Source organism: Stenotrophomonas sp. 24(2023) (genome assembly GCF_030913365.1).
Taxonomy (GTDB): Bacteria; Pseudomonadota; Gammaproteobacteria; order Xanthomonadales; family Xanthomonadaceae; genus Stenotrophomonas.
The window spans coordinates 2981326-3004236 of sequence record NZ_CP133160.1 but is presented as its reverse complement, the minus strand read 5'-3'; the positions used below and the strand labels follow the sequence as shown (position 1 = coordinate 3004236).

20 protein-coding genes are annotated in these 22911 nt (G+C 68.8%); 7 read left to right on the top strand and 13 right to left on the bottom strand.

The window, feature by feature from the left end; translation table 11 throughout:
* Window positions 1–139 precede the first annotated feature (139 nt).
* The 8 genes from Q9R17_RS13520 to Q9R17_RS13485 all read right to left on the bottom strand — a co-directional run bounded on the left by Q9R17_RS13520 (window position 140) and on the right by Q9R17_RS13485 (window position 11186).
* Entirely contained in the window at window positions 140–1480 is a 1341-nt protein-coding gene (locus Q9R17_RS13520) for a HAMP domain-containing sensor histidine kinase (protein WP_308155122.1), read from the bottom strand.
* The gene (locus Q9R17_RS13515; protein ID WP_308158344.1) at window positions 1467–2153 is read right to left on the bottom strand and encodes a response regulator transcription factor; all 687 of its coding nucleotides are present in this window, start codon (window positions 2151–2153) and stop codon (window positions 1467–1469) included. Before Q9R17_RS13515 ends, Q9R17_RS13520 begins: the two co-directional genes overlap by 14 nt.
* A gap of 58 nt (window positions 2154–2211) precedes the next feature.
* Window positions 2212–3210: an aspartyl/asparaginyl beta-hydroxylase domain-containing protein gene (locus Q9R17_RS13510; protein ID WP_308155121.1), complete on the bottom strand. Its 999-nt coding sequence runs from the start codon at window positions 3208–3210 to the stop codon at window positions 2212–2214.
* 76 nt (window positions 3211–3286) lie between these two features.
* Window positions 3287–6391, bottom strand: a complete 3105-nt coding sequence (locus Q9R17_RS13505; protein WP_308155120.1) for an efflux RND transporter permease subunit — start codon at window positions 6389–6391, stop codon at window positions 3287–3289.
* Window positions 6388–7551, bottom strand: coding sequence for an efflux RND transporter periplasmic adaptor subunit (locus Q9R17_RS13500; RefSeq protein WP_308155119.1), 1164 nt, complete (start codon window positions 7549–7551; stop codon window positions 6388–6390). The genes Q9R17_RS13505 and Q9R17_RS13500 overlap by 4 nt, the downstream gene beginning before the upstream one ends.
* Before the next feature lie 153 nt (window positions 7552–7704).
* Window positions 7705–8730 carry an AI-2E family transporter gene (locus Q9R17_RS13495; protein ID WP_308155118.1) on the bottom strand — a complete coding sequence of 342 codons (1026 nt, stop codon included), beginning with the start codon at window positions 8728–8730 and terminating at the stop codon, window positions 7705–7707.
* Window positions 8731–8894: 164 nt separating this feature from the next.
* Window positions 8895–9947: a sensor domain-containing diguanylate cyclase gene (locus Q9R17_RS13490; protein ID WP_308155117.1), complete on the bottom strand. Its 1053-nt coding sequence runs from the start codon at window positions 9945–9947 to the stop codon at window positions 8895–8897.
* 231 nt (window positions 9948–10178) lie between these two features.
* A complete protein-coding gene (locus Q9R17_RS13485) occupies window positions 10179–11186 on the bottom strand; it encodes a LacI family DNA-binding transcriptional regulator (protein WP_308155116.1) in 1008 nt (335 codons plus the stop codon).
* 94 nt (window positions 11187–11280) lie between these two features.
* Between Q9R17_RS13485 and Q9R17_RS13480 the strand changes: the two genes are divergently transcribed.
* The 5 genes from Q9R17_RS13480 to Q9R17_RS13460 are packed head-to-tail and all read left to right on the top strand — an operon-like array spanning window position 11281 to window position 15915.
* On the top strand, window positions 11281–12333 hold the full coding sequence (locus Q9R17_RS13480; RefSeq protein WP_308155115.1) for a sugar phosphate isomerase/epimerase family protein: 1053 nt from the start codon (window positions 11281–11283) through the stop codon (window positions 12331–12333).
* 27 nt (window positions 12334–12360) lie between these two features.
* Window positions 12361–13590 (top strand): nucleoside permease, encoded by a 1230-nt coding sequence (locus Q9R17_RS13475; RefSeq protein ID WP_308155114.1) that lies wholly within the window; start codon window positions 12361–12363, stop codon window positions 13588–13590.
* A complete protein-coding gene (locus Q9R17_RS13470) occupies window positions 13590–14714 on the top strand; it encodes a Gfo/Idh/MocA family oxidoreductase (protein ID WP_308155113.1) in 1125 nt (374 codons plus the stop codon). Before Q9R17_RS13475 ends, Q9R17_RS13470 begins: the two co-directional genes overlap by 1 nt.
* Before the next feature lie 19 nt (window positions 14715–14733).
* Window positions 14734–15600 carry a sugar phosphate isomerase/epimerase gene (locus tag Q9R17_RS13465; protein WP_308155112.1) on the top strand — a complete coding sequence of 289 codons (867 nt, stop codon included), beginning with the start codon at window positions 14734–14736 and terminating at the stop codon, window positions 15598–15600.
* 18 nt (window positions 15601–15618) lie between these two features.
* Window positions 15619–15915 (top strand): cytochrome c, encoded by a 297-nt coding sequence (locus tag Q9R17_RS13460; RefSeq protein WP_308155111.1) that lies wholly within the window; start codon window positions 15619–15621, stop codon window positions 15913–15915.
* Window positions 15916–15951: 36 nt separating this feature from the next.
* Here the strand turns inward: Q9R17_RS13460 and Q9R17_RS13455 are convergent, their stop codons facing one another.
* From Q9R17_RS13455 to Q9R17_RS13435, 5 genes are all read right to left on the bottom strand, one after another.
* Window positions 15952–16698, bottom strand: a complete 747-nt coding sequence (locus Q9R17_RS13455; RefSeq protein WP_308155110.1) for a DUF1080 domain-containing protein — start codon at window positions 16696–16698, stop codon at window positions 15952–15954.
* Between the two features lie 44 nt (window positions 16699–16742).
* Window positions 16743–17330, bottom strand: coding sequence for a gluconate 2-dehydrogenase subunit 3 family protein (locus Q9R17_RS13450; protein ID WP_308155109.1), 588 nt, complete (start codon window positions 17328–17330; stop codon window positions 16743–16745).
* Window positions 17330–19015, bottom strand: coding sequence for a GMC family oxidoreductase (locus Q9R17_RS13445; protein ID WP_308155108.1), 1686 nt, complete (start codon window positions 19013–19015; stop codon window positions 17330–17332). The genes Q9R17_RS13450 and Q9R17_RS13445 overlap by 1 nt, the downstream gene beginning before the upstream one ends.
* 30 nt (window positions 19016–19045) lie before the next feature.
* Window positions 19046–19942 (bottom strand): TIM barrel protein, encoded by an 897-nt coding sequence (locus Q9R17_RS13440; protein WP_308158343.1) that lies wholly within the window; start codon window positions 19940–19942, stop codon window positions 19046–19048.
* A gap of 461 nt (window positions 19943–20403) precedes the next feature.
* Entirely contained in the window at window positions 20404–20973 is a 570-nt protein-coding gene (locus tag Q9R17_RS13435) for a single-stranded DNA-binding protein (protein WP_308155107.1), read from the bottom strand.
* Between the two features lie 394 nt (window positions 20974–21367).
* On the opposite strand from Q9R17_RS13435, the gene Q9R17_RS13430 reads away from it, so the two are divergent.
* Window positions 21368–21922 (top strand): sigma-70 family RNA polymerase sigma factor, encoded by a 555-nt coding sequence (locus Q9R17_RS13430; RefSeq protein WP_308155106.1) that lies wholly within the window; start codon window positions 21368–21370, stop codon window positions 21920–21922.
* Window positions 21919–22896: a FecR domain-containing protein gene (locus tag Q9R17_RS13425; RefSeq protein WP_308155105.1), complete on the top strand. Its 978-nt coding sequence runs from the start codon at window positions 21919–21921 to the stop codon at window positions 22894–22896. Before Q9R17_RS13430 ends, Q9R17_RS13425 begins: the two co-directional genes overlap by 4 nt.
* Window positions 22897–22911 lie beyond the last annotated feature (15 nt).

The following is a 22911-nucleotide window of genomic DNA, read 5'->3' as shown; positions in this document are numbered from 1 at the left end:
GGGGGCGGTGGAATGGTGCGTCCGCCACCTGCGCCGCGCTGCGCGGGCCCGGTACCGGACGTCCGCCGCAGGATGAAGAGGCCATGTCGGCACAATGTCGCTGCTGCCCCGGACGGGGTGAACTCCGCCTGTACCGATGCTAGAGCGGAATGATGCTGGCGGTGACATCCAGCTGCGCCACCGTGCCACCGGTGGTGCGCGGGTCGATGCGCAGCCGCCAGCCGAAGCGCTCGCAGATGCGTCCGATCAGGTACAGGCCCAGGCCCTGCCCACGCGTCGGCGCCAGCTGCCGCAGGCTGTCGCGGTAGCGCCGGGCGGCTTCGACCGGGTCAAAGCCGCTGCCCGAATCGGACACGCATACCACGCCCTGCCGCAGGGCCACTTCGATGGCCCCGGCCGGCGTGTTTTCCACCGCGTTGCGGATCAGGTTGCTGACCGCGATGCGCACCATCGCCTCCGGGGCGGCGATATAGGTGGGTTCAAGCGTGCCCAGCACCAGCTGCGTGGCGACGCTGCGCAGCAGGTGCTGGTGGTCGTCCAGCACCTTGGGCAGCAGGGTGTGCAGCTCGACCACCTCCGCCGGTGCATCATCCGGCAGCGGCTCGCGTGCCAGGTAAAGCAGGGCGACCATGGTTTCGGACAGGTCCGACACGGCATGCTCGATGCGGCCCAGGGCCGGCTGCGCCGAACCGGGCAGCTGCTGCTGGCGCAGCAGGTCCAGGGCACCGGCGATCACCGCGATCGGCGTGCGGAACTCGTGGCTGGCCTGGTCCAGCAGGCTGCGCTCGCGTTCCATGAACTGCGCCACCCGTTCCAGGTGGGCATTACTGGCCTGGGCGATGATCTGGATCTCCTCACGGCGGTAATCCGTGGGCAGGCGCGCTGTCGGGTTCCCGGGCTCGATGGCCTGCATGCGCCGGGCCAGGTCGCGCACCGGGCGCGCCAGGTTGGCATGCAGCCAGACGATCACCGACACGATCAGCAGCCCCAGCAGGAACACCCAGCCGGCGCTGCGCAGCGAATCGCGGTTCTGCTGGTCTTCCAGTTCGGCGATGTCCAGCTGCGTGACCAGCCGCCCGCCGGGCAGGTCCACCACCAGCGCATGGAACGGCGGCGCCCCATCGAACGCCTCCCGGCGCTGGAATTCGCCATAGCCGTCTTCGGTGGAATACCGGCCTGGTGGCAACGTGGCCAGGTATGCCGGCAGGTTGGCCGGTACCGTCCCGCGCGGCAGGTACCAGGAGCGCACCAGCCCGGTGTGCGGCAGCGTGGCGGCCCCGCCGCTGCGCACGCGCTGGGCATGGTCGGCCGATACCGCCTGCAGCAGGTGCACCCAGTAGCGGTGCTCGATCAGGTACTGGCTGCGGAACCCCTGCACGGTGAATGCCAGCACCATCAGCAGCCCGAACCCCACCAGCGCCGCACTGACCCAGCCATGCACGCTGCGTGCGCGCCGCGATGGGGCCTCAGGCGCCGGCATTGTCGAACAGCCGGTAACCGGACCCGGGCACCGTGTGCAGCAGGGTGGGCTCCCCACCCTGCTCGATGGCCCGCCGCAGCACATACATGTGGGACCGCAGCAGGTCAGTACCCGGGGGGTTCTCGCCCCAGGCCACCTGCTCAAGGCGCGCACGCGTCACCAGCTGCGGGCTTTCGCGCATCAGGACCTCCAGCAGCCGGCGGCCGGTGCGCGTAAGCACGATGCGGCGGCCCCCCCGCTGGATTTCAGCGGTGGCCATGTCAAAGCGCAGGTCGCCCACCACCAGCGCATCCTCCGGGGCGGCCGACTGGCGCAGGCGGGCCACCAGCGAACGCAGCCGGACCTCGATTTCCGGCAGCGCCACCGGCTTGACCAGGTAGTCATCCAGCCCGGCCTCGAAGCCGTCGATCTTGTCGGCCAGCTGATCGCGCGCGGTGAGCATGATGACCGGCACTTTCTTCTTCGCCTCGCCACGCAGGCGGCGCAGTACCGTCAACCCGTCCATCCGCGGCAGGTTCCAGTCCAGCACGATCACATCGTAGTGGCGCGCGGCGGCCAGGTGCAGGCCGGACACGCCATCAGGGGCTGCGTCGAGTACGTGGCCGCAGGCTTCCAGGTAGTCGTACAGGTTCGCCGCCAGCTGGGCGTTGTCCTCGATGATCAGGATCGACAACGGTTCCTTGCTCATGGTGCCCGTGCCTCCACGGTAGAGCGGCGGGCGATGGCCCGGATCACGGCGCGGCCACCTGCTCAAGCACGGTGCCCAGCGCTGCGAACCACTCTAGCATGGCGTACAGACCCAGCAGCAACGACAGCAGCAGGCTGCCGTTGAGCAGCAGCTTCAGCAGAACATACAGCTTGCGGTGGCGCCGTTTCAGGCCCAGGCCGGCCTGTCGCCAGGGCGAGAGCACCGCAAACAGCCAGGTCAGCACGCCGCGCGTATCCTCGCCGGTGTTGGGCACCCGCATCGCCCTGGCCAGCAGGGTGAACCCGCCGTTGGCCAACCGCCCCAGCAGGTTCATCGGGCGGACCACGTCGCACATCAGGATCAGGCGCATGGCCTGGGTATCGTTGCGGGCATGGTGCGGGTAGGTCTCGTCGAAAACGAAGTCCTTGCCATCGCGCCAGGCCACGGCCTGGCCATCGATGTTGATGAAGCAGCGCGCGTCGTTGGGCGTGGCCAGCCCCAGGTGGTAGCGCAGCGAACCGGCCAGCGGGTCCGAATGCAGGGTCAGTTCCGCACCGGGGGGCAGCAGCGAGAACATCGCCCCGCGCACGCCGGGAACCCGTGCCAGCAGGCGCAGGGTTTCCGGGCAGGTCCGCTGGGCCGAGCGGTGCGTGGTGCCGTACCAGGTGAGGTAGTACTTGCGCCAGCCCCGCTTGTAGAACGTGCGGAAGCCCAGGTCGTGGAAGCCCTGCGAGCCTTCGTGGCAGGTGGCATCCAGATCACCGTTGGCCAGCAGTGCCAGCCCTTCGCGCCGGATCAACTGCCAGTTGGCGCGCAGCAGGCAGACGCCATGCAGGTAGCCGGCATCGATGACCGGGGCACGGGCGCTGCGCCGGGTGGTCATGTACAGCAGGCAGTTCAACGGTGCGAACACCGGCCAGCTCTTGCGCAGGTACTGGCGCAGGCTGCCGTAGCGCTGGCGCCCGCGCCAGCGGTAGACATAGGCCAGACACGCGGCGCAGTACAGCAGCAGGAGGGCCACGAGGGCGGCACTGTAGGTCATGGGTCGGTCTCGGTGCTGCCCGCAGGGGCAGCGGTTGGGGACGACGCTGCGCCGGCGGGCTGCCGGCACGCAGGCATCAGGGGTCCAGGGCGGGGGAAGCGCCGGCCGGCGCGGTGGCGTCCGGTTTCCAGCGCGTGCGCAGCCAGCGCACCAGATCGTCGGCCTGGCTGTATGCCACCGGGATCACCAGCAGGCACAGCACGGTCGAGGTCAGCAGGCCGCCGATGACCACGATGGCCATGGGGGCGCGGAAACTGGCATCGGCCCCCAGCCCGAGGGCGACCGGCAGCATGCCCGCCCCCATCGCCAGGGTGGTCATCACGATCGGCCGTGCGCGTTTGCGGCAGGCATCCAGGATGGCGCGGCGGCGCCCCATGCCCTGCTCGCGCCGTGCCATCACGATGTAATCCACCAGCAGGATCGCGTTCTTGGTGGTGATGCCCATCAGCATGATCAGGCCGATCATCGAGGGCATGGACAGCGATGCACCGGTGATCCACAGCGCCAGGAAGGCACCGGGCATGGACAGCACCAGGGCGATCAGCACGGTGAGCGGCTGCATGAAATCCTTCAGCAGCAGCACCAGTACCGCATAGATGCACAGCACGCCGGCCAGCATCGCCATCGCAAAACCGCTGGCCAGTTCGCCCATGGCTTCGGCATCGCCGGTGGCTCCCACGCTGATGCCCGGCGGGACATGCTGCAGCGCCGGCAGGGCGGCGGCGGCCTTTTCCACCTCGCCCAGCGGCAAGCCGTTGAGTTCGACCTGTAGCGTGACATTGCGCCTGCGGTCATAGCGGGTCAGTTCGGCCGGCCCCGCCAGCAGGTCCAGGTCGGCCACGCTGCCCAGCGGCACGAAGCCGCGCGCACCGGCCACCGGCAGCCGGCGCAGCATCTGCAGGTCGTCGCGCCCCTGGTCCTGCAGCCGCACCACCACCGGAATCTGCCGTTCACTGACATTGAGCTTGGCCAGGTCCTGCCGGTAGTCGCCCACCGTGGCCGTGCGCAATGCATCGGCAATGGCTTCGGCGGTCACCCCCAGGTCGGCGGCACGCGCCATGTCCGGGCGCACCACCAGTTCCGGCCGTACCAGGCTGGCCGAGGACACCACCGCGCCGATGCCGGGAATCGTGCGCAGTTCCTGTTCCAGCCGGCGCGCATGCCGCGCCAGCGCCGTTGCGTCCTCCGCCGCGAGCACGATCGCATAGCTTTCGCCGCCACCGCCGGCCCCCACCTTGATGCGGGCACCGGCCACGACCGCCAGCGCCTGCCGGAACTGCGCCTCGATCTGCTGCCGCCGCACCTCCGCCCGTTCCCCGCGCGGCCGCAGGTTGGCGGTCAGCGTTGCCGTGGTCACGCTGGCGCGGGTACCGCCATCGTCATCGCCGTCATCACCGGCAACAGCCGTGCCGATGGCGGTGTACACCGAACGCACGGCCGGGTGCTGCTGCAGCACGGCACGCGCCTGCTCGGCCAGCGCCCGTGTCTGCGCAAGCGTGCTGCCCGGCGGCAAGGTCACGGTGATCGAACTGGTGTCGCCATCATCGGCCGGCATGAACTCGCCCGGCAGCCGCGCCGCTACCGCCAGCCCAAGCACCACCAGCACCGCCGCGCTTGCCAATGTCGCCCGCCGGTGCTGCAGGCACCACCGGGCCAGCCGCAGGTACAGGCGCAACCAGCGTGGCGTGCGTGCCACATGCGTGGGCATCCGCAGCAGGTAGGCCGCCATGGTGGGGGTCAGCATGCGCGCCACCACCAGCGAGAAGAACACCGCCACGGCTGCCGTCCAGCCGAACTGCACGAAGTACTGGCCCACCACACCGCCCATCAGCGATGTCGGCAGGAACACGGCGATGAGGGTGAAGGTGGTGGCGATCACCGCCAGGCCGATCTCATTGGTCGCCTCGGTGGCCGCCTGCAGGGGGGGCTTGCCCATCAGCAGGTGGCGTTCGATGTTCTCGATCTCCACGATGGCGTCGTCCACCAGCACGCCGATCACCAGCGACAACGACAACAGCGACACCGTGTTCAGGCTGAACCCCATCAGGTGCATCACCGCGAAGGTAGGCACGGCCGACAGCGGCAGCGCCACGGCCGCGATCACCGTCGCGCGCCAGTCGCGCAGGAAGCACAGCACCACGATCACGGCCAGCACTGCCCCTTCCAGCAGCAGCATCATCGAGCCGCGATAGTTGTCGGCGATTGGATCGACATGGTTGACGGCTTCGATGATGTCCACGCCCGGGTGGGCCGCACGCAGCGCCGCCACCGCCTGGCGCACGCCATCGGCCACGTCCAGCTCGCCCGCGCCACGCGAACGCAGTACATCGAACGCCACCACGGGCCGGCCATCGAGCAGCGCCATCGACCGGGGCTCGGCATGCGTGTCGGATACCGCGGCAACCTGGTCCAGCCGCAGCCGCCGGCCATCGCCGAGCGACAGGTGCAGCTGGGCGACATCGCCGGCGGTCTGCACGGTGGCCAGCGTACGTACCGAATGTTCCTGCCCGCCCAGGTCCGCACGCCCACCCGCGGCTTCCTGCTGCTGCACGCGCAGCCGGCGCGACACATCCACGGCGGTGATGTTCAGCGCCTGCAGCCGTGCCGGGTCCAGCGCGACGCGGATTTCCCGGTCCACGCCCCCCACCCGGCTCACCGCGCCCACGCCGGGCAGGCCCAGCAGTTGCCGGCTCAACGCACCATCGACGAACCAGGACAGGTCCGCCGCATCCAGCGATGAGGACGACACCGCATAGGTAACCACCGGCATGCTGGCCACTTCCTGCTTGCGGATGGTCGGGTCAAGCAGATCCGCCGGCAGGTCCGCACGGATGGCGGCCACCGCGTCGCGCACGCCGTCCATGGCCTCCTGCACCGGCTTTTCGATGTGGAATTCGGCCGTTACCGTGGCCGTGCCGTCGGCCAGCGTGCTGGTGATGTGCTTGATGCCCTGTACGTTGGCGATGGCGTCTTCGATGCGGCGTGCCACATCGTTTTCCAGCTGTGCAGGCGACGCACCGGGCAGCTCGGCATTGACCGTGATGACCGGAAAATCCATGTCGGGGAAGTTCTGCACCTTCATCGCCCGGAACCCGGCCACGCCGGCGACGGTGAGCAGGACGAACAGCAGGCTGATCGCCACCGGGTTGCGGATGGACCACGCCGAGACATTGAGGTTCACGGGCTGTTCCCCTGCGCGGCGGCCGGGGGCGTGATCGGCACGCGGGTGCGGGCGGCGGGCGTGCGATCCGGGCGCACATGCACGGTGTCACCACTGCCGAGGAAACCCAGCCCGCTGGCGATCACCGCCTCCCCTTCGCGCAGGCCGTCCACCACCACGCGGTCACCAATGCGCTGCCCGGCCGTGATCTTCCGCTCCACCACCGTTGCCGCCGGCCCGACCTGCATGACGTAGTGGAAACCGTCGCGCAGCAGCACGGCCTCCTGCGGCACAGTCAGCACGCGGGTACGCCCCACCTCGATGTCCCCGGTGGCGAAGGCCCCGGCCCGCAGCGCACTGTCGGCGGGAAGATCGACATAGACCAGCCCGGTGTGGGAGGTGGCATCCACCACCGGCGACACCATGCGTACCGTGGCACCGATCCTGGACTGCCCCGGCAGGGACAACCGCGCCGGCTGGCCCGGCTGCAGGCGATCCAGGTCATCGGTGGCCACCACGGCACGCCATTCCAGCCGGCCGTCGCGGATCAGCCGGAACAGCTCCTGGCCGGCCGGCACCACGGCCCCCACCGTCGCCGCTCGCGCACTGATCACCCCATCGCCGGGCGCCACCACGCGGACCTGTGACAGGCGCAGGCGCTGGCGCTGTTCAACGGCCTGGGCAGCCTCCAGGCGCGCCTGCGCGACCTGCCCTTCGGCCACGTACTGGCCGACGACCTGCGGCGACATCGCGCCGGAGCCATCCAGTTCCTGTGCGCGGCGCTGGTTGCGCCGGGCATCGGCCGCCTGGGCCCGGGCCAGCGCGACGCTGGCGGTGGCTTCGGCCAGCTCGGCACTCACCATGGCGGCCTCGAACACGGCCAGCACTTGTCCCTTGCGCACGGTGTCGCCCACGTTCACGCGCACATCCACCAGCTTCAGGCCATTGGATTCGGCACCGATGCTGGCTTCCTGCCAGGCACTGACATTGCCGGTCGCAGGCACCTGCAAGGGCACGTCCATCATGCGGGCCGGGGTGAGGGTCACGGTGAGCACTGCGGCCGGCGCGGCCTTGGCCACGCCACTGGACGGCCACAGCGCCGCAGCGACGAGTACCAGCAGCACCAGGGCAGCGAGCACGCCACCGGCAAGCAGGAGATTTTTGTGGGAAGCAGCAGGCATCGCGGTCAGGCCAGGCAGGGCGGCAGGACGGCCACCTGGCATACGCAAGCGGCCACTCGTTCGGATCGAGTGGCGATGATCGGCAGGGCATGTCGTTGCAATGTCGCACGGGCTGCCCGGCCCCGTGCGGCGATCAGCCCGGTGGAGCGGCGATCAGATCCAGCGCTGGTCCAGCAGTTCGCGCTTGATGTAGGCGTAGAACACCGGTGCGGCGACCAGCCCGGGCAGGCCGAAGGCCGCTTCCATCACCAGCATGGCCAGCAGCAGCTCCCAGGCACGCGCCTGGATTTCCCCGCCCACGATGCGCGCGTTGAGGAAGTATTCCAGCTTGTGGATCACCACCAGGTACAGCAGCGCGGCCACCGCCACGTAGAACGACACCGACAGCGCGACGATGGTGATGATGGTGTTGGAGATCACATTGCCCACCACCGGCAGCAGGCCGGCCAGGAAGGTGATCAGCACCAGCGTCTTGGACAGCGGCAGGTGCACGCCGAACAGCGGCAGCACACCCAGCAGGAAGATGCCGGTGAACACCGTGTTGAGCAGGGAAATCTTCACCTGCGCGAACACCACCTGGCGGAACGCGGTGGCCAGGCGCGTGGTGCGCCCGACCAGTTCCTGCGCCAGCGGCCCCAGGCTGGGCTGCGGCAGCTCGTCATACAGGGCGATCATCGCGCCCAGCACCATGCCGATCAGCACGCGCACGCTGACCTGCACCACCGAGGTGCCGGCGATGCCCAGCTGCTGGCGATGGGTGGCGGCCCATTCGTTCAACGCCGCACGCAGGGCCTGCAGGTCTTCGGGAATGTACGGCTGCAGCACGGCCGGCACCTGGTGCCGGGAGGTGTTGAGGATGTCCATCAGGCGCATCAGCAGCGCGTCGGGGCCGCCGGTTTCGTTGCGGAAGAACGCGGCGATGCCGATGCCGGCCAGCGCCAGCCCACCGATGATCAGCGCCGACAGCACGATGACCGAGATCGCCCGCGCCCGCCCCGGCGGCAGCCGGCCTTCCACGGTGGACGCCAGCAGGTGGGTGAGGTGGAACACCAGCAGGCCCGACAGCAGGGTCACCACCAGGCCCAGCTTCAACGCCAGCCACATGCCCAGCAGCATCAGCAGCCAGGCCGCGATGCGGGCGTTGGGGGGCCGGGACGGGGCGGACAGGGCAAGGGACATGGGGCGCTTCCTGGCGGGGTGGCCCATGGTAGTGGAACGGCGTGACGCGCCGGTGCGGGCGCATAGCGGTCGCACCGCACGGTTCAGGGATGTCTCCCCCCGCTTGAGTGCCGGGGATTCCTGCCACGCACCAAAGCCCTGATCGGCCCAGGTGTCCGGCCCCCTCACTCCGCGCAGCTGGCCGTATCCTTGCCCTGCCGCTTGGCGTGGTACAGCGCCTTGTCGGCCATCGCCAGCCAGTCTTCCACCGTGCCGTGCTGCGGCGTGGCGGCAATGCCGATGCTGACGCTGTAACCGACCACCACCGCGCCCTGCGAACGGGCCACATGCAGCCACTGCCGGATGTCACCGGCCACCCGCATGGCATCGGCGGCACTACAGGCCCCCAGCAACACCACGAATTCATCCCCGCCCAGCCTTGCCGGGATGTCCCCGGGCCGCACGAACGCACGCAGGGTGCTGGCCACATGGCGCAGCACTTCATCGCCGGCGCGGTGGCCATGGGCATCGTTGATCTGCTTGAAGTCATCGACATCAAGCATCAGCAGGCAGGCGACCCCACCCTGCTGGTGGGCCTGGTCCAGGACCTGCTGGGCGCGCCGGATCAGGTAGCCGCGGTTGGCCAGTTCCACCAGCGGGTCCATCCGGCTCAGCCGCTGCAGCTGGCGGTTCTGCGATTTCACCCGGCGCGCCAGCCGCCAGCTCAACAGGCTCAGGCCGATGCCGTAGACGAACAGGAACGGCAGGCTGAGCAGGATCGTGCGCTGCGAGGTCATCGGCTGGTACGGGAACCCCAGCGCCAGCCAGGCCACCGCAAAACCCAGCACCAGCGCCAGGGTCGCACGCAGGGCCAGGCGCACGCCGCCGGCGGCGATCTTGTCGGCCACCAGCAGTGCGGCGAACAGCGCGCTGGGCACGGTACTGAGCGCCATGAAGGCGATCCATGCGCCACCAAAACCGGAATCAAGCACCATGCAGCGGAACTGCGCGGCAGCCGGTTCGCGCGACCGGTGGATCAGCACCAGCGCGATCGCCGGCCACACCACCGCGTTGAGCAGCAACAGCACCCAGGGCAGCAGCCCGTCGTGGCGCTCCAGGATGATCGACGCAATGGGCAGCGTGCCCAGCCCGTTGCCCACGAACCGCATCCAGCCGATGCGCCGTGCCGCGCCCCTCCCTTCGCCGGCCGTTTCGGTCGAATCAGTGAAGAAGGGCATGGCATCCCCCGCTGGGCAATCGCACGTTCCACCCTCGCGCCGGGTCGAAAGCTGGGGGCAAGTCTGACATCGACACGTCAATGGAAAGCGAAGGGAGATGGCGCATCTTCGGCCACCCCGCGCGTTTCGTCATCCCTGCGGCGCCGGATGGGCCGGGCAAGCGGACACGGCCGTTCGCTGCCCCCCGGAACGGGAGATGCCCCGCAGGCGGGGCGCTTCCGGTTCCCTCCCTTACCCGCCGCCCGGCGCCCCCGTCGAGCCGCGCAGCATCAGGCTGAAATCCAGCGTCTGCTGGAGCGGCACGTCCACGCTCTCGATGATCGCCAGCAGCAGGTTGACCGCGCGGGCGCCGATCTCGCGCATGGGCTGCCGGACGGTGGTCAGCGGGGGCGTGAGGTACTGCGACGAGGCCAGATCGTCGAAGCCGACGATGGACAGGTCCTCCGGCACGCGGATGCCCCGGTCCCGGCAGGCGGCCAGGGCGCCCAGCGCCATCTGGTCGCTGAAGCAGAAGATCGCGGTCGGTACCGGCGTGTCGGCCAGCAGCGCGAGGGCGGCCGCATGGCCGGATTCCACGGAAAAATCGCCCGGCGCGACGCTGAGCTGGCGCAGGCGGCCACGAGCCTTGCCGGCCGCGCGCACCCCTTCCAGCCGCTGGGTGTGCAGGGGATTGTCCGGCGGGCCGCCGATCACGGCGATCCGCTCGTGCCCCAGCCCATACAGGTGCTCCATCACCGCGCGTGCGGCCGCCGCGTTGTCGATGTGGACGCTGGGAATGCCCAGCGCGGGGTCGAACTCGCAGCCATTGACCACCGGCGCGGCGGCCCCCTGTTGCTGGACGATCTCCCGCGCGGTCGGCGGCAGCCGATGCCCCAGCACGATCAGGCCATCGGCCTCGTTGCGCCGGAGCATCTGCGCATACCGCTCCTCACGGTCGGGGCGATGCTGGGTATCGCCCAGCAGCACCGCATAGCCAACGGCCTGCGCCGCTTCTTCGGCGCCCTGCAGGATCTGGGCGAAGAACGGGTTGGCGATGTCCGGCACGGTAACCAGGATCTTGCCGCTGCGCTGGGTCTTGAGCGTCCGGGCGATCGTGTTGGGCACATAACCCAGCGCGGCGGCGGCCTGCTCGATGCGCGCGCGGGTGGCCGGCAGGACTTTCTCCGGCCGGGAAAGCGCCCGCGAGACGGTGCCGGCGGAGACGCCGACGTGCTTTGCGATGTCGTAGATGGTGGCCATGGCTTCAGTTCTTCATGCCGCTGTGCACTGCACAACAGGTCCTGCGGAAAGCCCGTGTAGGATAATGCAATCGATTGCATCGGGGCGAATCCGCTTGAAGACACTCAAGGGTCCAGCGCTGTTCCTGGCGCAGTTCATCGGCGACACACCTCCCTTTGATCGGCTGGACACGCTGGCTGGATGGGCCGCGGGCCTGGGCTATTCTGGCCTACAAGTGCCGACCAGCGCGCCCCACCTGTTCGATCTGGCCGAGGCGGCGCGCAGCCAGGCGTACTGCGATGACATCGCCGGCATGCTGGCCGGGCATGGCCTGCAGATCACCGAGCTGTCCACCCACCTGCAGGGCCAGCTGGTCGCGGTCCACCCGGCGTACGACAGCCTGTTCGACGGATTCGCACCGGCCGACAAGCGCGGCGACCCGGCCGCCCGCCAGGCCTGGGCCGTGGAGCAGCTGCTGCTGGCCGCCAAAGCCAGCCAGCGCCTGGGGCTGACCGCGCATGCCACGTTCTCCGGCGCACTGGCCTGGCCCTACTTCTACCCCTGGCCACAACGCCCGCCCGGGCTGGTGGAGGCGGCCTTCGCCGAACTGGGCCGCCGCTGGCGCCCGATCCTCGATGCCTTCGATGCCTGCGGCGTGGACCTGTGCTTCGAGATCCACCCGGGCGAGGACCTGCACGACGGCGCGACCTTCGAGCGCTTCCTGGACGTGGTGGACCACCACCGGCGCGCGAAGATCCTCTACGACCCCAGCCACCTGCTGCTGCAGCACATCGACTACCTGGGCTTCATCGACCGCTACCACCCGCGCATCGGCATCTTCCACGTCAAGGACGCGGAATACCGCGCCAGCGCGCGCAGTGGCGTATATGGCGGCTACGAGGACTGGATCGATCGCCCGGGGCGGTTCCGCTCGCTCGGGGATGGCCAGATCGACTTCAAGGCGATCTTCTCGAAGTTCGCACAGTACGAGTTCCCGGGCTGGGCCGTGCTCGAATGGGAATGCTGCCTGAAACACCCCGAGGACGGCGCACGGGAGGGCGCCGCCTTCATCCGCGACCACCTCATCCGCGTGACCGGACGCGCCTTCGACGATTTCGCCGACAGCGGCACCGATCCGCAATCACTGCACCGCATGCTGGGACTCTGAGCCGTTACCGCCCCGGGAGGGCAAGCCATGACGCACGCCATGTCGCGCTTGGGCGCGATGATGTTTCTGCAGTTCTTCATCTGGGGGGCATGGTTCGTGACCCTCGGCACGTACCTGGTGCAAGGCCCGTTGCAGGCCAGCGCGAGCCAGGTGGCGACGGCCTTCCTCAGCCAGTCCATCGGCGCGATCGTCGCGCCCTTCCTGGTCGGCCTGGTCGCCGATCGCTACTTCGCCGCGCAGCGCATCCTGGCGGTGCTGCACCTGGCCGGCGCGGTGCTGATGTGGCTGGCCTCCACGGCGACCAGCTTCAGCGTGTTCTCCGCCTGCGTCATGGGCTACATGCTGCTGTTCATGCCGACCCTGGCGCTGGCCAACAGCGTGGCGATGCGGCACATGCAGTCGCCCGAGAAGCAGTTCCCGCTGGTGCGGGTGGCCGGCAGCATCGGCTGGATCGTGGCCGGCGTGCTGATCGGCTGGCTCGGCTGGGAACAGGCGCACCGTCTTGAACTGACGTTCCGGATGGCCGCGCTGGCTTCGCTGGCCCTGGGCCTGTACGCCTTCACCCTGCCGCACACGCCGCCGCTGGCACAGCAGCGCGACGCCGGGCTGGGGCAGATCCTGGGCCTGGATTCGCTGCGGCTGCTGAAGTCGCGCTCGTACCTGGTGTTCTTCCTGGCCTCCATCGCCATCTGCATCCCGCTGGCGTTCTACTACAACTTCACCAACCCGTATCTCAACGATCTGGGCGTACACGGCGCGGCCGGCCTGCAGTCGCTGGGCCAGGTCTCCGAAGTGCTGCTGATGCTGGCCATGCCGTTCCTGTTCGTGCGGCTGGGGGTCAAGACGATGCTGGCGGTGGGCATGGCCGCCTGGGTGGTGCGCTATGCCCTGTTCGCCTTTGGCGATGCGGGCAGCGGCTTCTCGCTGCTGGTGCTCGGCATCGTGCTGCACGGCATCTGCTATGACTTCTTCTTCGTCACCGGCCAGATCTACACCGATGCGCACGCCGGCCCCGCCGTGCGCAGCAGCGCGCAGGGCTTCATCACCCTGGCCACCTACGGCGTGGGCATGTTGATCGGCACGTTCCTGTCCGGCGCGGTGGTCGAGCACTACACCACCGCCGCCGGGCCGGACTGGCGGCAGATCTGGCTGTTCCCGGCCGGCGTCGCGCTGGTCGTGCTGATCGCCTTCCTGCTGCTGTTCCGCGACCGGCCAGCCACGGCAGCCGCGCCCTCCCCTGCCGGGGCACGCCGCTGATGCGCACGCTGGGAATCGCCATCGTCGGCACCGGCATGATCGGCGCCGTGCATCATCGCGCGGCCCTGCTGGCCGGTGCCCGGATCCGCGGGATTGCCGGCTCTTCCCCGCAGCGCGCAGATGCGGTGGCTCGTGCGTGGAATGTCCCGCGCGCCTACCGGGACATCGAGGAGGCCGTCGCTGATCCGCAGGTGCAGGTCGTGCATGTCTGCACCCCCAACCATCTGCACCGCGCCATGGCGCAGGCGGCGCTGGAAGCGGGCAAGCACGTGATCTGCGAGAAGCCGCTGGCCACGACGCTCGAAGACGCCCGGGCCCTGGCGGCACTGGCTGCCGCCAACGGGCGGGTCGCCACGGTGCCCTTCGTCTACCGCTACCACCCGGTGGTGCGCGAGGCACGCGCGCGCATCGCCCAGGGTGAACTGGGGCCGCTGCACCTGATCCACGGCAGCTACCTGCAAGACTGGCTGCTGGACCCGGCCAGCAACAACTGGCGCGTTGATCCTGCGCTGGGCGGCACCTCGCGCGTGTTCGCCGACATCGGTTCGCACTGGTGCGACCTGGTGGAATGGGTCAGCGGCGAACGCTTCACCGAGGTCAGCGCGGCCTTCGCCACGGTCATCGCCGAGCGCGGCGCCACAGCCGGGCAGAGCTTCGCCACACCGGCAGCCGGCGGGGCGATGCAGGCGGTTGCCAGCGAGGACGTGGCCACCGCGATGTTCAGGACCGGCGCGGGCACACTGGCCTCGTTGACGGTCAGCCAGGTGTCGGCCGGGCGCCACAACCGCCTCTGGTTCGAGATCGACGGCGCGCGGGCCAGCGTGGCCTTCAACCAGGAGGACGCCGAGCGGCTGTGGATCGGCCTGCCCGACCAGCGCGAGGAGATCTTCGTGCGGGGTCCGGGGGCCGGCAGTGCCGAGCAGCGTCGGCTGTCGGTCCTGCCGGCCGGGCATGCCCAGGGCTACGGCCAATGTTTCGAGGCGTTTGTCGCCGACACCTATCGCGCCATCGACGGCGAGCAGCCGCAGGGCCTGCCCACCGTTGAAGACGGCGTGCGCTCGGCGCTGATCGTCGATCGTGTCATCGCATCGGCCAGGTCGCGTGCCTGGGCCCCCATCGAATGAATTCCGGGAGAACTTTCTGATGAACACCGCTGCACGCAGGACCGCCACCCTCGCACTGCTGCTTCTGTCTGCCCTGCCGGCCTTCGCCCATGAGGCCGCCGCCCCGCGCAAACCGATCGCCGTGCAGATGTACACGCTGCGCAACGCCGGCCCGCTGGACCAGCAGCTGAAGATCGTCCACGACGCCGGCATCGGCGCGGTGGAAACGGTCGGCACGCAGAACGTCAGCGCCACCGAACTCAAGCAGCTGCTCGACCGCTATGCGATCAAGGCGATCTCGTCCCACGTGCAGCTGGCCGAACTGCGCCGCGATCTCGACGGCGTGGTCGCCTTCAACCGCGCCATCGGCAACACCGTGCTGGTGGTGCCCTACCTGGACAAGCCGGACCGGCCGACCGATGCCGCCGGCTGGACCGCGCTGGGCAAGGAACTGGGCACGCTGGCGGCGCGCGTGCGGGCCAAGGGCCTGCAGCTGGCCTACCACAATCACGATTTCGAGCTGGTCGACTTCGATGGCAGAACCGGCCTGGAGTTGCTGTTCGCCGCCGCCGGCCCCGACCTGCGCACCGAGCTGGACCTGGCCTGGGTGGCACGCGCCGGCCACGACCCGGCGGTGATGCTGGGGAAGTTCAAGGGCCACCTGTTCGCCGTACACGCCAAGGACAACGCGCCCAAGGGCCAGGCCGTCGACGAAGGCGGATTCGCCGCCGTCGGCCAGGGCGTGCTGGACTGGAATGCGATCCTGCCCGCCGCCGCCCGTGCCGGGGTGAAGTGGTACATCATCGAACATGACCAGCCGCGCGATCCGGCCAAGGTCATCCAGACCGGGGCGGACTACCTGCGTGACCACCTGACCGTCAGCGCGCCCGCCGGCGCGCAGCACTGACACGCGAAGGAGCCCGGCATGAAGACGATCCTGGGAATGGCCGTGCTGCTTGGCACGGCGACGCATGCATCCACGGCGTGGTCCAAGGAGGACCCTGCGGCCGGTGCGCAGCTGTATGCAGCCAACTGCACCGCCTGCCACGGCGCCAACCGCGCCGGTGTCCCCGGCGCGTTCCCGGCGCTCACCGATATCGGCAAGCGCCTGCAACCTGCACAGATCAAGGAAAAGATCCGCAAGGGCGGCGGGTTGATGCCGCCCTTCTCCCAGCTGTCCCCGCAGGAGATCGACGATATCGCCAGCTACCTGGCGAAGTAGGCCGCTGCCGCCGGCGCAGGTTCCGGCGGCACGCTGTTACAGCTCGCGCACCCAGATGTTGCGGTAACTGACCTTCGAATCGTGCTCCTGCAGGTAGAGCGGCGCACAGGCATGCGGCGCGTAGGAAGGCGCGCCGATGTATTCGGTCTTGCCGGCCAGCACCGTGTCATCCTGCACCAGCACCCCGTTGTGCAGCACCGTGATGCGGGCAGGCGAAGCGAGCCCGCCGCCCGGCGAGAAGCGCGGCGCCTTCCAGATGATGTCGTACACCTGCCACTGGCCCGGCGCACGTGAAGCATTCACCAGCGGCATGGCCTGCTTGTAAATCGAGCCGGCCTGGCCGTTGGCATAGGTCGGGTTGTTGTAGCTGTCGAGCACCTGCAGCTCGTACAGCTCCTGCAGGAAGATGCCGCTGTTGCCGCGGTGCTGGCCATCGAAGCCGCGCGTTTCCGTGGGTGTGCGCCACTCGACGTGCAGCTGGATATCGCAGAAGCGTTGCCGGGTGCGGATGCCCTTGCTGCCCGGCACCACGGTCAACGCCCCCTTGGCCACCGTCCAGGGCACGCGGCCGCCCTGCTCCGCTTCCCAGGCGGACACATCCTTGCCATCGAACAGCACGATCGCATCGGACGGTGCGGCGCCGGCGGGCGTGGCCACCACCGCAGGCACGGGTTTCCACACTTCGGTGCGGGCCGGATCACGCGCAGGATCGGCGGTCTGCGCCAGCGCCAGCGCCGGCGCTGCAGCCAGCAGGCAGGCCGCGATCAGCAAGGGTCGGGTCATCGGGTTTCCTGGAGAGTGAGGCATCAGCGAAGAGGGGCGGTCCATCAGCTGGTCGCCCAGGCAGGCGTACCCGGCGCATAGGCAAGATCGCCGTCGTAGCGGCCGGGTACGGCCACGTACTTCAGCACCTCGGTCGCACCGACCTTGGAGGTGAAGAAACCGAAGATGGTCAGCTGCTTGATCATCGTGAAGTAGTGCGGTGCCGCCTTGGCCGACGCGGTGGTGCCGGTTTCGTTCACCTCGACGCTGCGCGCCCTGGCCTCTGTATCCAGCGTGCGCAGCAGCGCGGTGCGGGCCTGCGGTGTGAGGGATACGAAGCGGCCGCCGGCGCGCGCGTCGATGTCGGCCAGGCCGGCACGGAACGTCGCCTGCTGCTGGGCGGTGTAGCAGGCGCTGACGAACTGCGCCATGAACTGCCCGGCAGCGGTGTCCTTGGCACCCGGCGTGCCGGTGCGCGGCAGGATGGTCTCGGCAATCTCATCCAGCATGACGATGTCGGCAGCGGTGAACAGCGGCGCAGCCCCCGCAACCGGCGCCGGGGCCGGGGCCTGCGCCTGCCCTGGGAGCGGCAGGCCTATCATCGCCGCACCGGTGGCAGCGACGATCATCTTCAGCAGTTCGCGGCGTTCCATCACAGGTTCCCCGCTTTCAGTTCGCGCACGGCGTGGTCGGCCGCCCGCGCGGTCAGCGCCATGTAGGTCAGCGACGGGTTCACGCACGCGCTGGAGGTCATGCAGGCGCCATCGGTGACATAGACATTGGGCGCATCCCACAGCTGGTTGTGCTGGTTCAACACCGAGGTGCGGCGGTCACGGCCCATGCGCGCGGTTCCCATTTCATGGATGCCCTTGCCCGGGGCGTAGTCGTTGTCGTGCATCTTCACGTCCTTCACCCCGGCGGCCTCAAGCATCTCGGCGGCATCGGCGGCCATGTCCTTGCGCATGGCCTTCTCGTTGGCGCGCAGGGAAACATCCATCGCCAGTACCGGCAACCCCCATTTGTCCTTGACGTGCCGGTCCAGGCGGATCGTGTTGTCGTGGTGGGGCAGCATTTCGCCGAACCCGGTCATGCCGATCTGCCAGTCGCCCGGCTGGGTGAGCGCCTCCTTCAGGTCGGCACCGATGCTCAGCTCGGCGATCTCGCGCGACCAGCCGGTGCGGCTGGCACTGCCCTGGTAGCCGAACCCGCGCAGGTAGCCCCGCTTGTCCGCGGCCACGTTGCGGAAGCGCGGCACGTAGAAGCCACAGGGACGGCGCCCGAAGTAGTACTTGTCGTCGTAGCCCTCGACCCGGCCGGAGGCACCGGCGCCGAAGTGATGGTCCATCACGTTGTGCCCCAGCTCACCGGACGACGAGCCCAGCCCGCCCTCCCAGACATCGGTGGCCGAGTTCATCAGCAGCCAGGTCGAGTTGAAGGCCGAGGCGTTGAGGAAGATCACGTTGGCCGTGTACTGGTAGGTCTGGCCGGTTTCGGCATCGATGATCTCCACGCCGCGTGCCCGCTTGCGGTCCTTGTCGTAGAGCACTTCCTTGACGATCGAGAACGGCCGCAGCGTCAGGTTGCCGGTCTTCATCGCCGCCGGCAGCGTTGCCGCCTGGGTCGAGAAATAGGCGCCGAAGGGACAGCCCAGGATGCATTTGTTGCGGTACTGGCAGTTGACGCGGCCCTGCTCGGGCTTGGGCTGGGTGATGTTGGCCGTGCGCGAGTGGATCATGTGCCGCGTGCCGCCAAAAGCTTTCTTGATGCGCGCGGCCACGTCCTTCTCGACGATGTTCAGCGGGATCGGCGGCAGGAACTCGCCATCCGGCAGCACATCCAGCCCCTCGCGCGTACCGGCGATGCCGGCGAACTTCTCCACGTGGTCATACCAGGGCGCGATGTCGGCGTAGCGGATCGGCCAATCGGTGGCGATGCCGTCCTTGAGGTTCGCCTGGAAATCCAGGTCCGACAGCCGGTAGCTCTGCCGCCCCCACAGCAGCGAACGCCCGCCCACGTGATAGCCGCGGAACCAGTCGAAGCGCTTGGTCTCGATGTACGGCGATTCCTTCTCGTCGGCCCACATGCCCTGCAGGTTCTCCACCAGGCCGTAGTCGCGCATCAACACCGGATAGGCGGCCTTCATCGCCTGCGTGGGCCGGTTGCGGTGCGGGAAATCCCACGCCTCCTTCATCGCATTGACGTAGTCCTTGACGTGCTCGATGTTGCGTCCGCGTTCCAGCATCAGCACCTTCAGACCCTTCTCGGTCAGTTCCTTTGCCGCCCAACCGCCACTGATTCCCGAGCCGACGACGATCGCGTCGTAGTGATTATCTGCCATGGGTTCTACTTCACCTGGGTGGATATCGTTTCAGACATCGCAGAGGCGGATCGCCTCGCGCAGCGAGCCGATGGGGTCCGGTGCCGCAGGCATGAATTCCTGCGCCAGATACCCATCGAAACCGGTGTCGCGGATCGCGCGACAGATGGCGGGATAGTGCAGTTCCTGCTGGTCGCCGATCTCGTGTCGGCCAGGCACGCCCGCGGTGTGGTAGTGCTTGAAGCACGCATGATGCTTGCCGATGGTGGCGATGATGTCGCCTTCCATGATCTGCATGTGGTAGATGTCGTAGAGCAGGCCGAAGTGATCCGAGCCGATCCGCTGGCACAGCTCCACGCCCCACGCGGAGTGGTCGCACAGGTAGTCGTGATGATCGACCTTGGAGTTCAGCAGCTCCATCACCAGCACCACGCCGCGCTTTTCGGCATGGCCGAGGATGCGCTTGATCCCGGCTTCGGCATGGGCCATGCCCTGCTGCGGGTCCATGCCATCGCGGTTGCCGGAAAAGCAGATGAGGTTGCGATAGCCGGCGTCGGCCACCAGGTCGATGTGGCGCATGTAGCGCGTGAACAGTTCATCGTGGAACTGGCGGCCGGCAAACCCTTTGGTCAGCCCCAGCTCGGCGCCGTTGCACATCGAACTGTAGACACCGTGGGCCTTGAGCGTGGGCCAGTCGGCCGGCCCGACCAGATCGATGGCGGCAAAGCCAATGCCCTTCACCGTCTGGCAGAGCTGGGCCACCGACAGCTGCGGAAACGTCCAGCGGGCCACGGAATGCTTCAGCGTGCCCTTGAGCGGGGCCTCGGCAGCGAACGCGGGCAGGACGCCCGCCGCGCCCAGGCCAACGCTCCCGGCAACCGCAAGGCGCAGCGCATCGCGCCGCGTGAACCCCGGCGCAGGCGCCGGTCCGATCGAATCGATGGACATCCACGTACCGGCCTCCCAACCGGTATCAAACCCTGATGATTCGCCGCAATGCAATCGATTGCACCATACGGGAGGAATTCGTTTTTTTGCAAGCCGCGGTGCACGAAAAAAGATGCTGCGGGGCACAACGGAAAGACCGATGCCGGCCCCCTCACCGTTGGGCAGGTGCAGGTGTGCAGCACATCAGCAGCGTGGGAAGCGCAGGCAGCGTTGGGCTCAGGGCGTCGACCGTTCCCTATCGGCCCCGGCCAGCGCGCGCAGGTGCGGGTGCCAGCGCGGCCCGACGTCCGCGTCGTTGCCGATCAACGGCTGGAATGCCGGCATCGCCGCAGCCACCGGGAATCAGCAGCAGCGCCATGCAGGCAAGGCGGGAGGGCGTCATGTGCGCCCACGCCACAACAAAAAACCCCGGCAGGCGCTGGGGCATGCCGGGGTTCTGTGCAGGCTCGAGCCTGGCGGAATCAGAACGGAATATCGTCGTCAGCAAAGTCGTCCATCGGCGGCGCCTGCTGCGGCTGCGGGCGCTGGTTGCCACCCTGGTTGCCATAGCCGCCCTGGTTGCCACCGCCCTGGTTGCCGTAACCACCGCCCTGGCCGCCACGCTGGCCGCCGCCACCGCCGTACTCCTGGCGCGGGGCCTGCTGGCGCTGCGGACGGTCACCGTAGTTACCGCCACCGCCACCGCCACCGCCTTCACCGCGGCCGCCCAGCATCTGCATTTCGTCGGCGATGATGTCGGTGGAGTACTTCTCCACGCCGTCCTGGCCGGTGTACTTGTCGTAGCGCAGGCTGCCTTCGACGTAGACCGAGCTGCCCTTGCGCAGGTATTCGCCGGCGATTTCGCCCAGCTTGCCGAAGAACACCACGCGGTGCCATTCGGTGCGTTCCTGCTGGTTGCCGTCCTTGTCCTTGCGGACGCTGGTGGTGGCCAGGCTGATGCGGGTGATCGCCATGCCACCCTGGGTGTACTTCACGTCCGGGTCGTTGCCGAGATTGCCGACCAGGATGACTTTGTTGATGCCACGCGCCATAGGGTTGCTCTTCCTGCTGTGTGCCAAAAGTGGGTGAAACGTGGCAAAGGCCGATGGCGGTGGCCGAACGCCTTGCGCGTCGTCCGACCGGCCTGCGATGGCACGGGTCCACCACTTCCAGCAAGGGATGTGGGTGAAGGCAGACCATCATAACAGCCCGACCAGAATCCACACAGCCTCTTGCATTTCAATAGCTTAGGAAGAATGCATACCCCATCGACCACGCGCCGCTGCTATCGCCCGGCGCCCTCCCTGCGCAGGCCGTCGCGCTTTATGGCGGCACGACGGTCGTCGCCCGCCCCGCGTTGCAATCGGCGCGCCCATCAATGAGAATGGATCTCATTCCCTGACTCATCTCTCCACCGGCCGCAGGACGCGGAAGGGCTCCCACTGCATGTCCCCGAGCAACGGCCTGTCCACCCTGCCCCGCCCTGCTGCCGCGCCCGACGAGGGCGTGCAGTCGCTGTATCGCGACCACCATGGCTGGCTGGTGCGCTGGCTGGCCCGCAAGCTGGGCAATGCCTTCGATGCCGCCGACCTGGCCCAGGACACCTTCGTCAGGCTGATCACCGCGCCGGAGGCAAACAGCGAAAAACAGGCCGGCTGGTCGCTGCAGGAGCCGCGCGCCTACCTCACCCTGGTGGCCAAGCGCCTGCTGGCCAACCTGTACCGCCGCCGCGCGCTGGAACAGGCCTACCTGGATGCGCTGGCACGCCTGCCTGAAGCGCAGGCGCCCTCATCGGAACAGCACGCGATCGTGCTGCAGGCGCTGCAGGACATCGATGCGATGCTCGATGGCCTGCGCCCGGAGGTCCGTCGCGCCTTCCTGCTGTTCCAGATCGAAGGGTTGGACCAGGCCACCATCGCCCAGCGCCTGGGCGTGAACGTGCGCACGGTCAAGCGCCACATCGCACAGGCACTGGCCCGCTGCATCATGGTTGCACCATGAGCGGCACCGCCGGTGCAGGCCCGGCGCGGATCAGCGAATCCATCGCCCTGCAGGCCGCCGAGTGGTTCCTGCGGCTGCGCGACGGTGACGCCAGCGCGCGCGACCAGGAGCGCTGCCAGCAGTGGCGCCGGGCCCATCCGGAACACGAACGCGCGTGGCAGCGCGCGCAGCAGCTGAGCCAGACGCTGGGCGCGCTGCCGGCGGCGCTGGCGATGCCGGTGCTCGACCGGCCGGCCGCGCGCCGCCGGGCTGCACTGAAGACCCTGGCGGTGGTGATCTCCACCGGGCCGGCGGCCTGGCTGGCGTGGCGCTATGCGCCCGCCCCGACCTGGCTGGCCGACCACCGCACCGCCACCGGCGAAGGCCGCACCGTGCAGCTGGAGGACGGCACGCGCCTGCAGCTGGACACCGCCAGTGCCGTGGACATCCACTTCAACGATGAGGCCCGGCTGGTACGGCTGCGCGAGGGCGCGGTCGCGATCTGGACGGCACCGGACCCGCAACCGCGCGCGCGCCCGTTCGTGGTCAGCACGGCAGAAGGACACCTGCGTGCGCTCGGCACCCATTTCATCGTGCGCCAGCAGCCGGCACTGACCCATGTGGCCGTGCTGGAAGGCGCCGTGGCGGTACGCGCACGCACCAGCGGCGCCGCGCAGGTACTGCAGGCCAACCAGCAGGCGGCGATGTCCACCACCACGATCCAGCCGCCGGCCCCGGCCGATCCGCACGTGGACGACTGGACCCGGGGCGTGCTGTACGCGCGCGACATGCGCCTGGGCGCGTTCCTGGCCGAGCTCGGCCGCTACCGGCCCGGCGTGCTGCGCTGCGACCCGGCCGTGGCCGGCCTGCGCATTTCCGGCGTGTTCCAGCTGGCCGACACCACCCCGCTGCTGGACAGCCTGCCGCAGGCGCTGGCGGTGCGCGTGGTCTACCACACGCCCTACTGGGTGACGGTGACCACGCCGGCGCGGTAACGCGTCCCTTCGGGT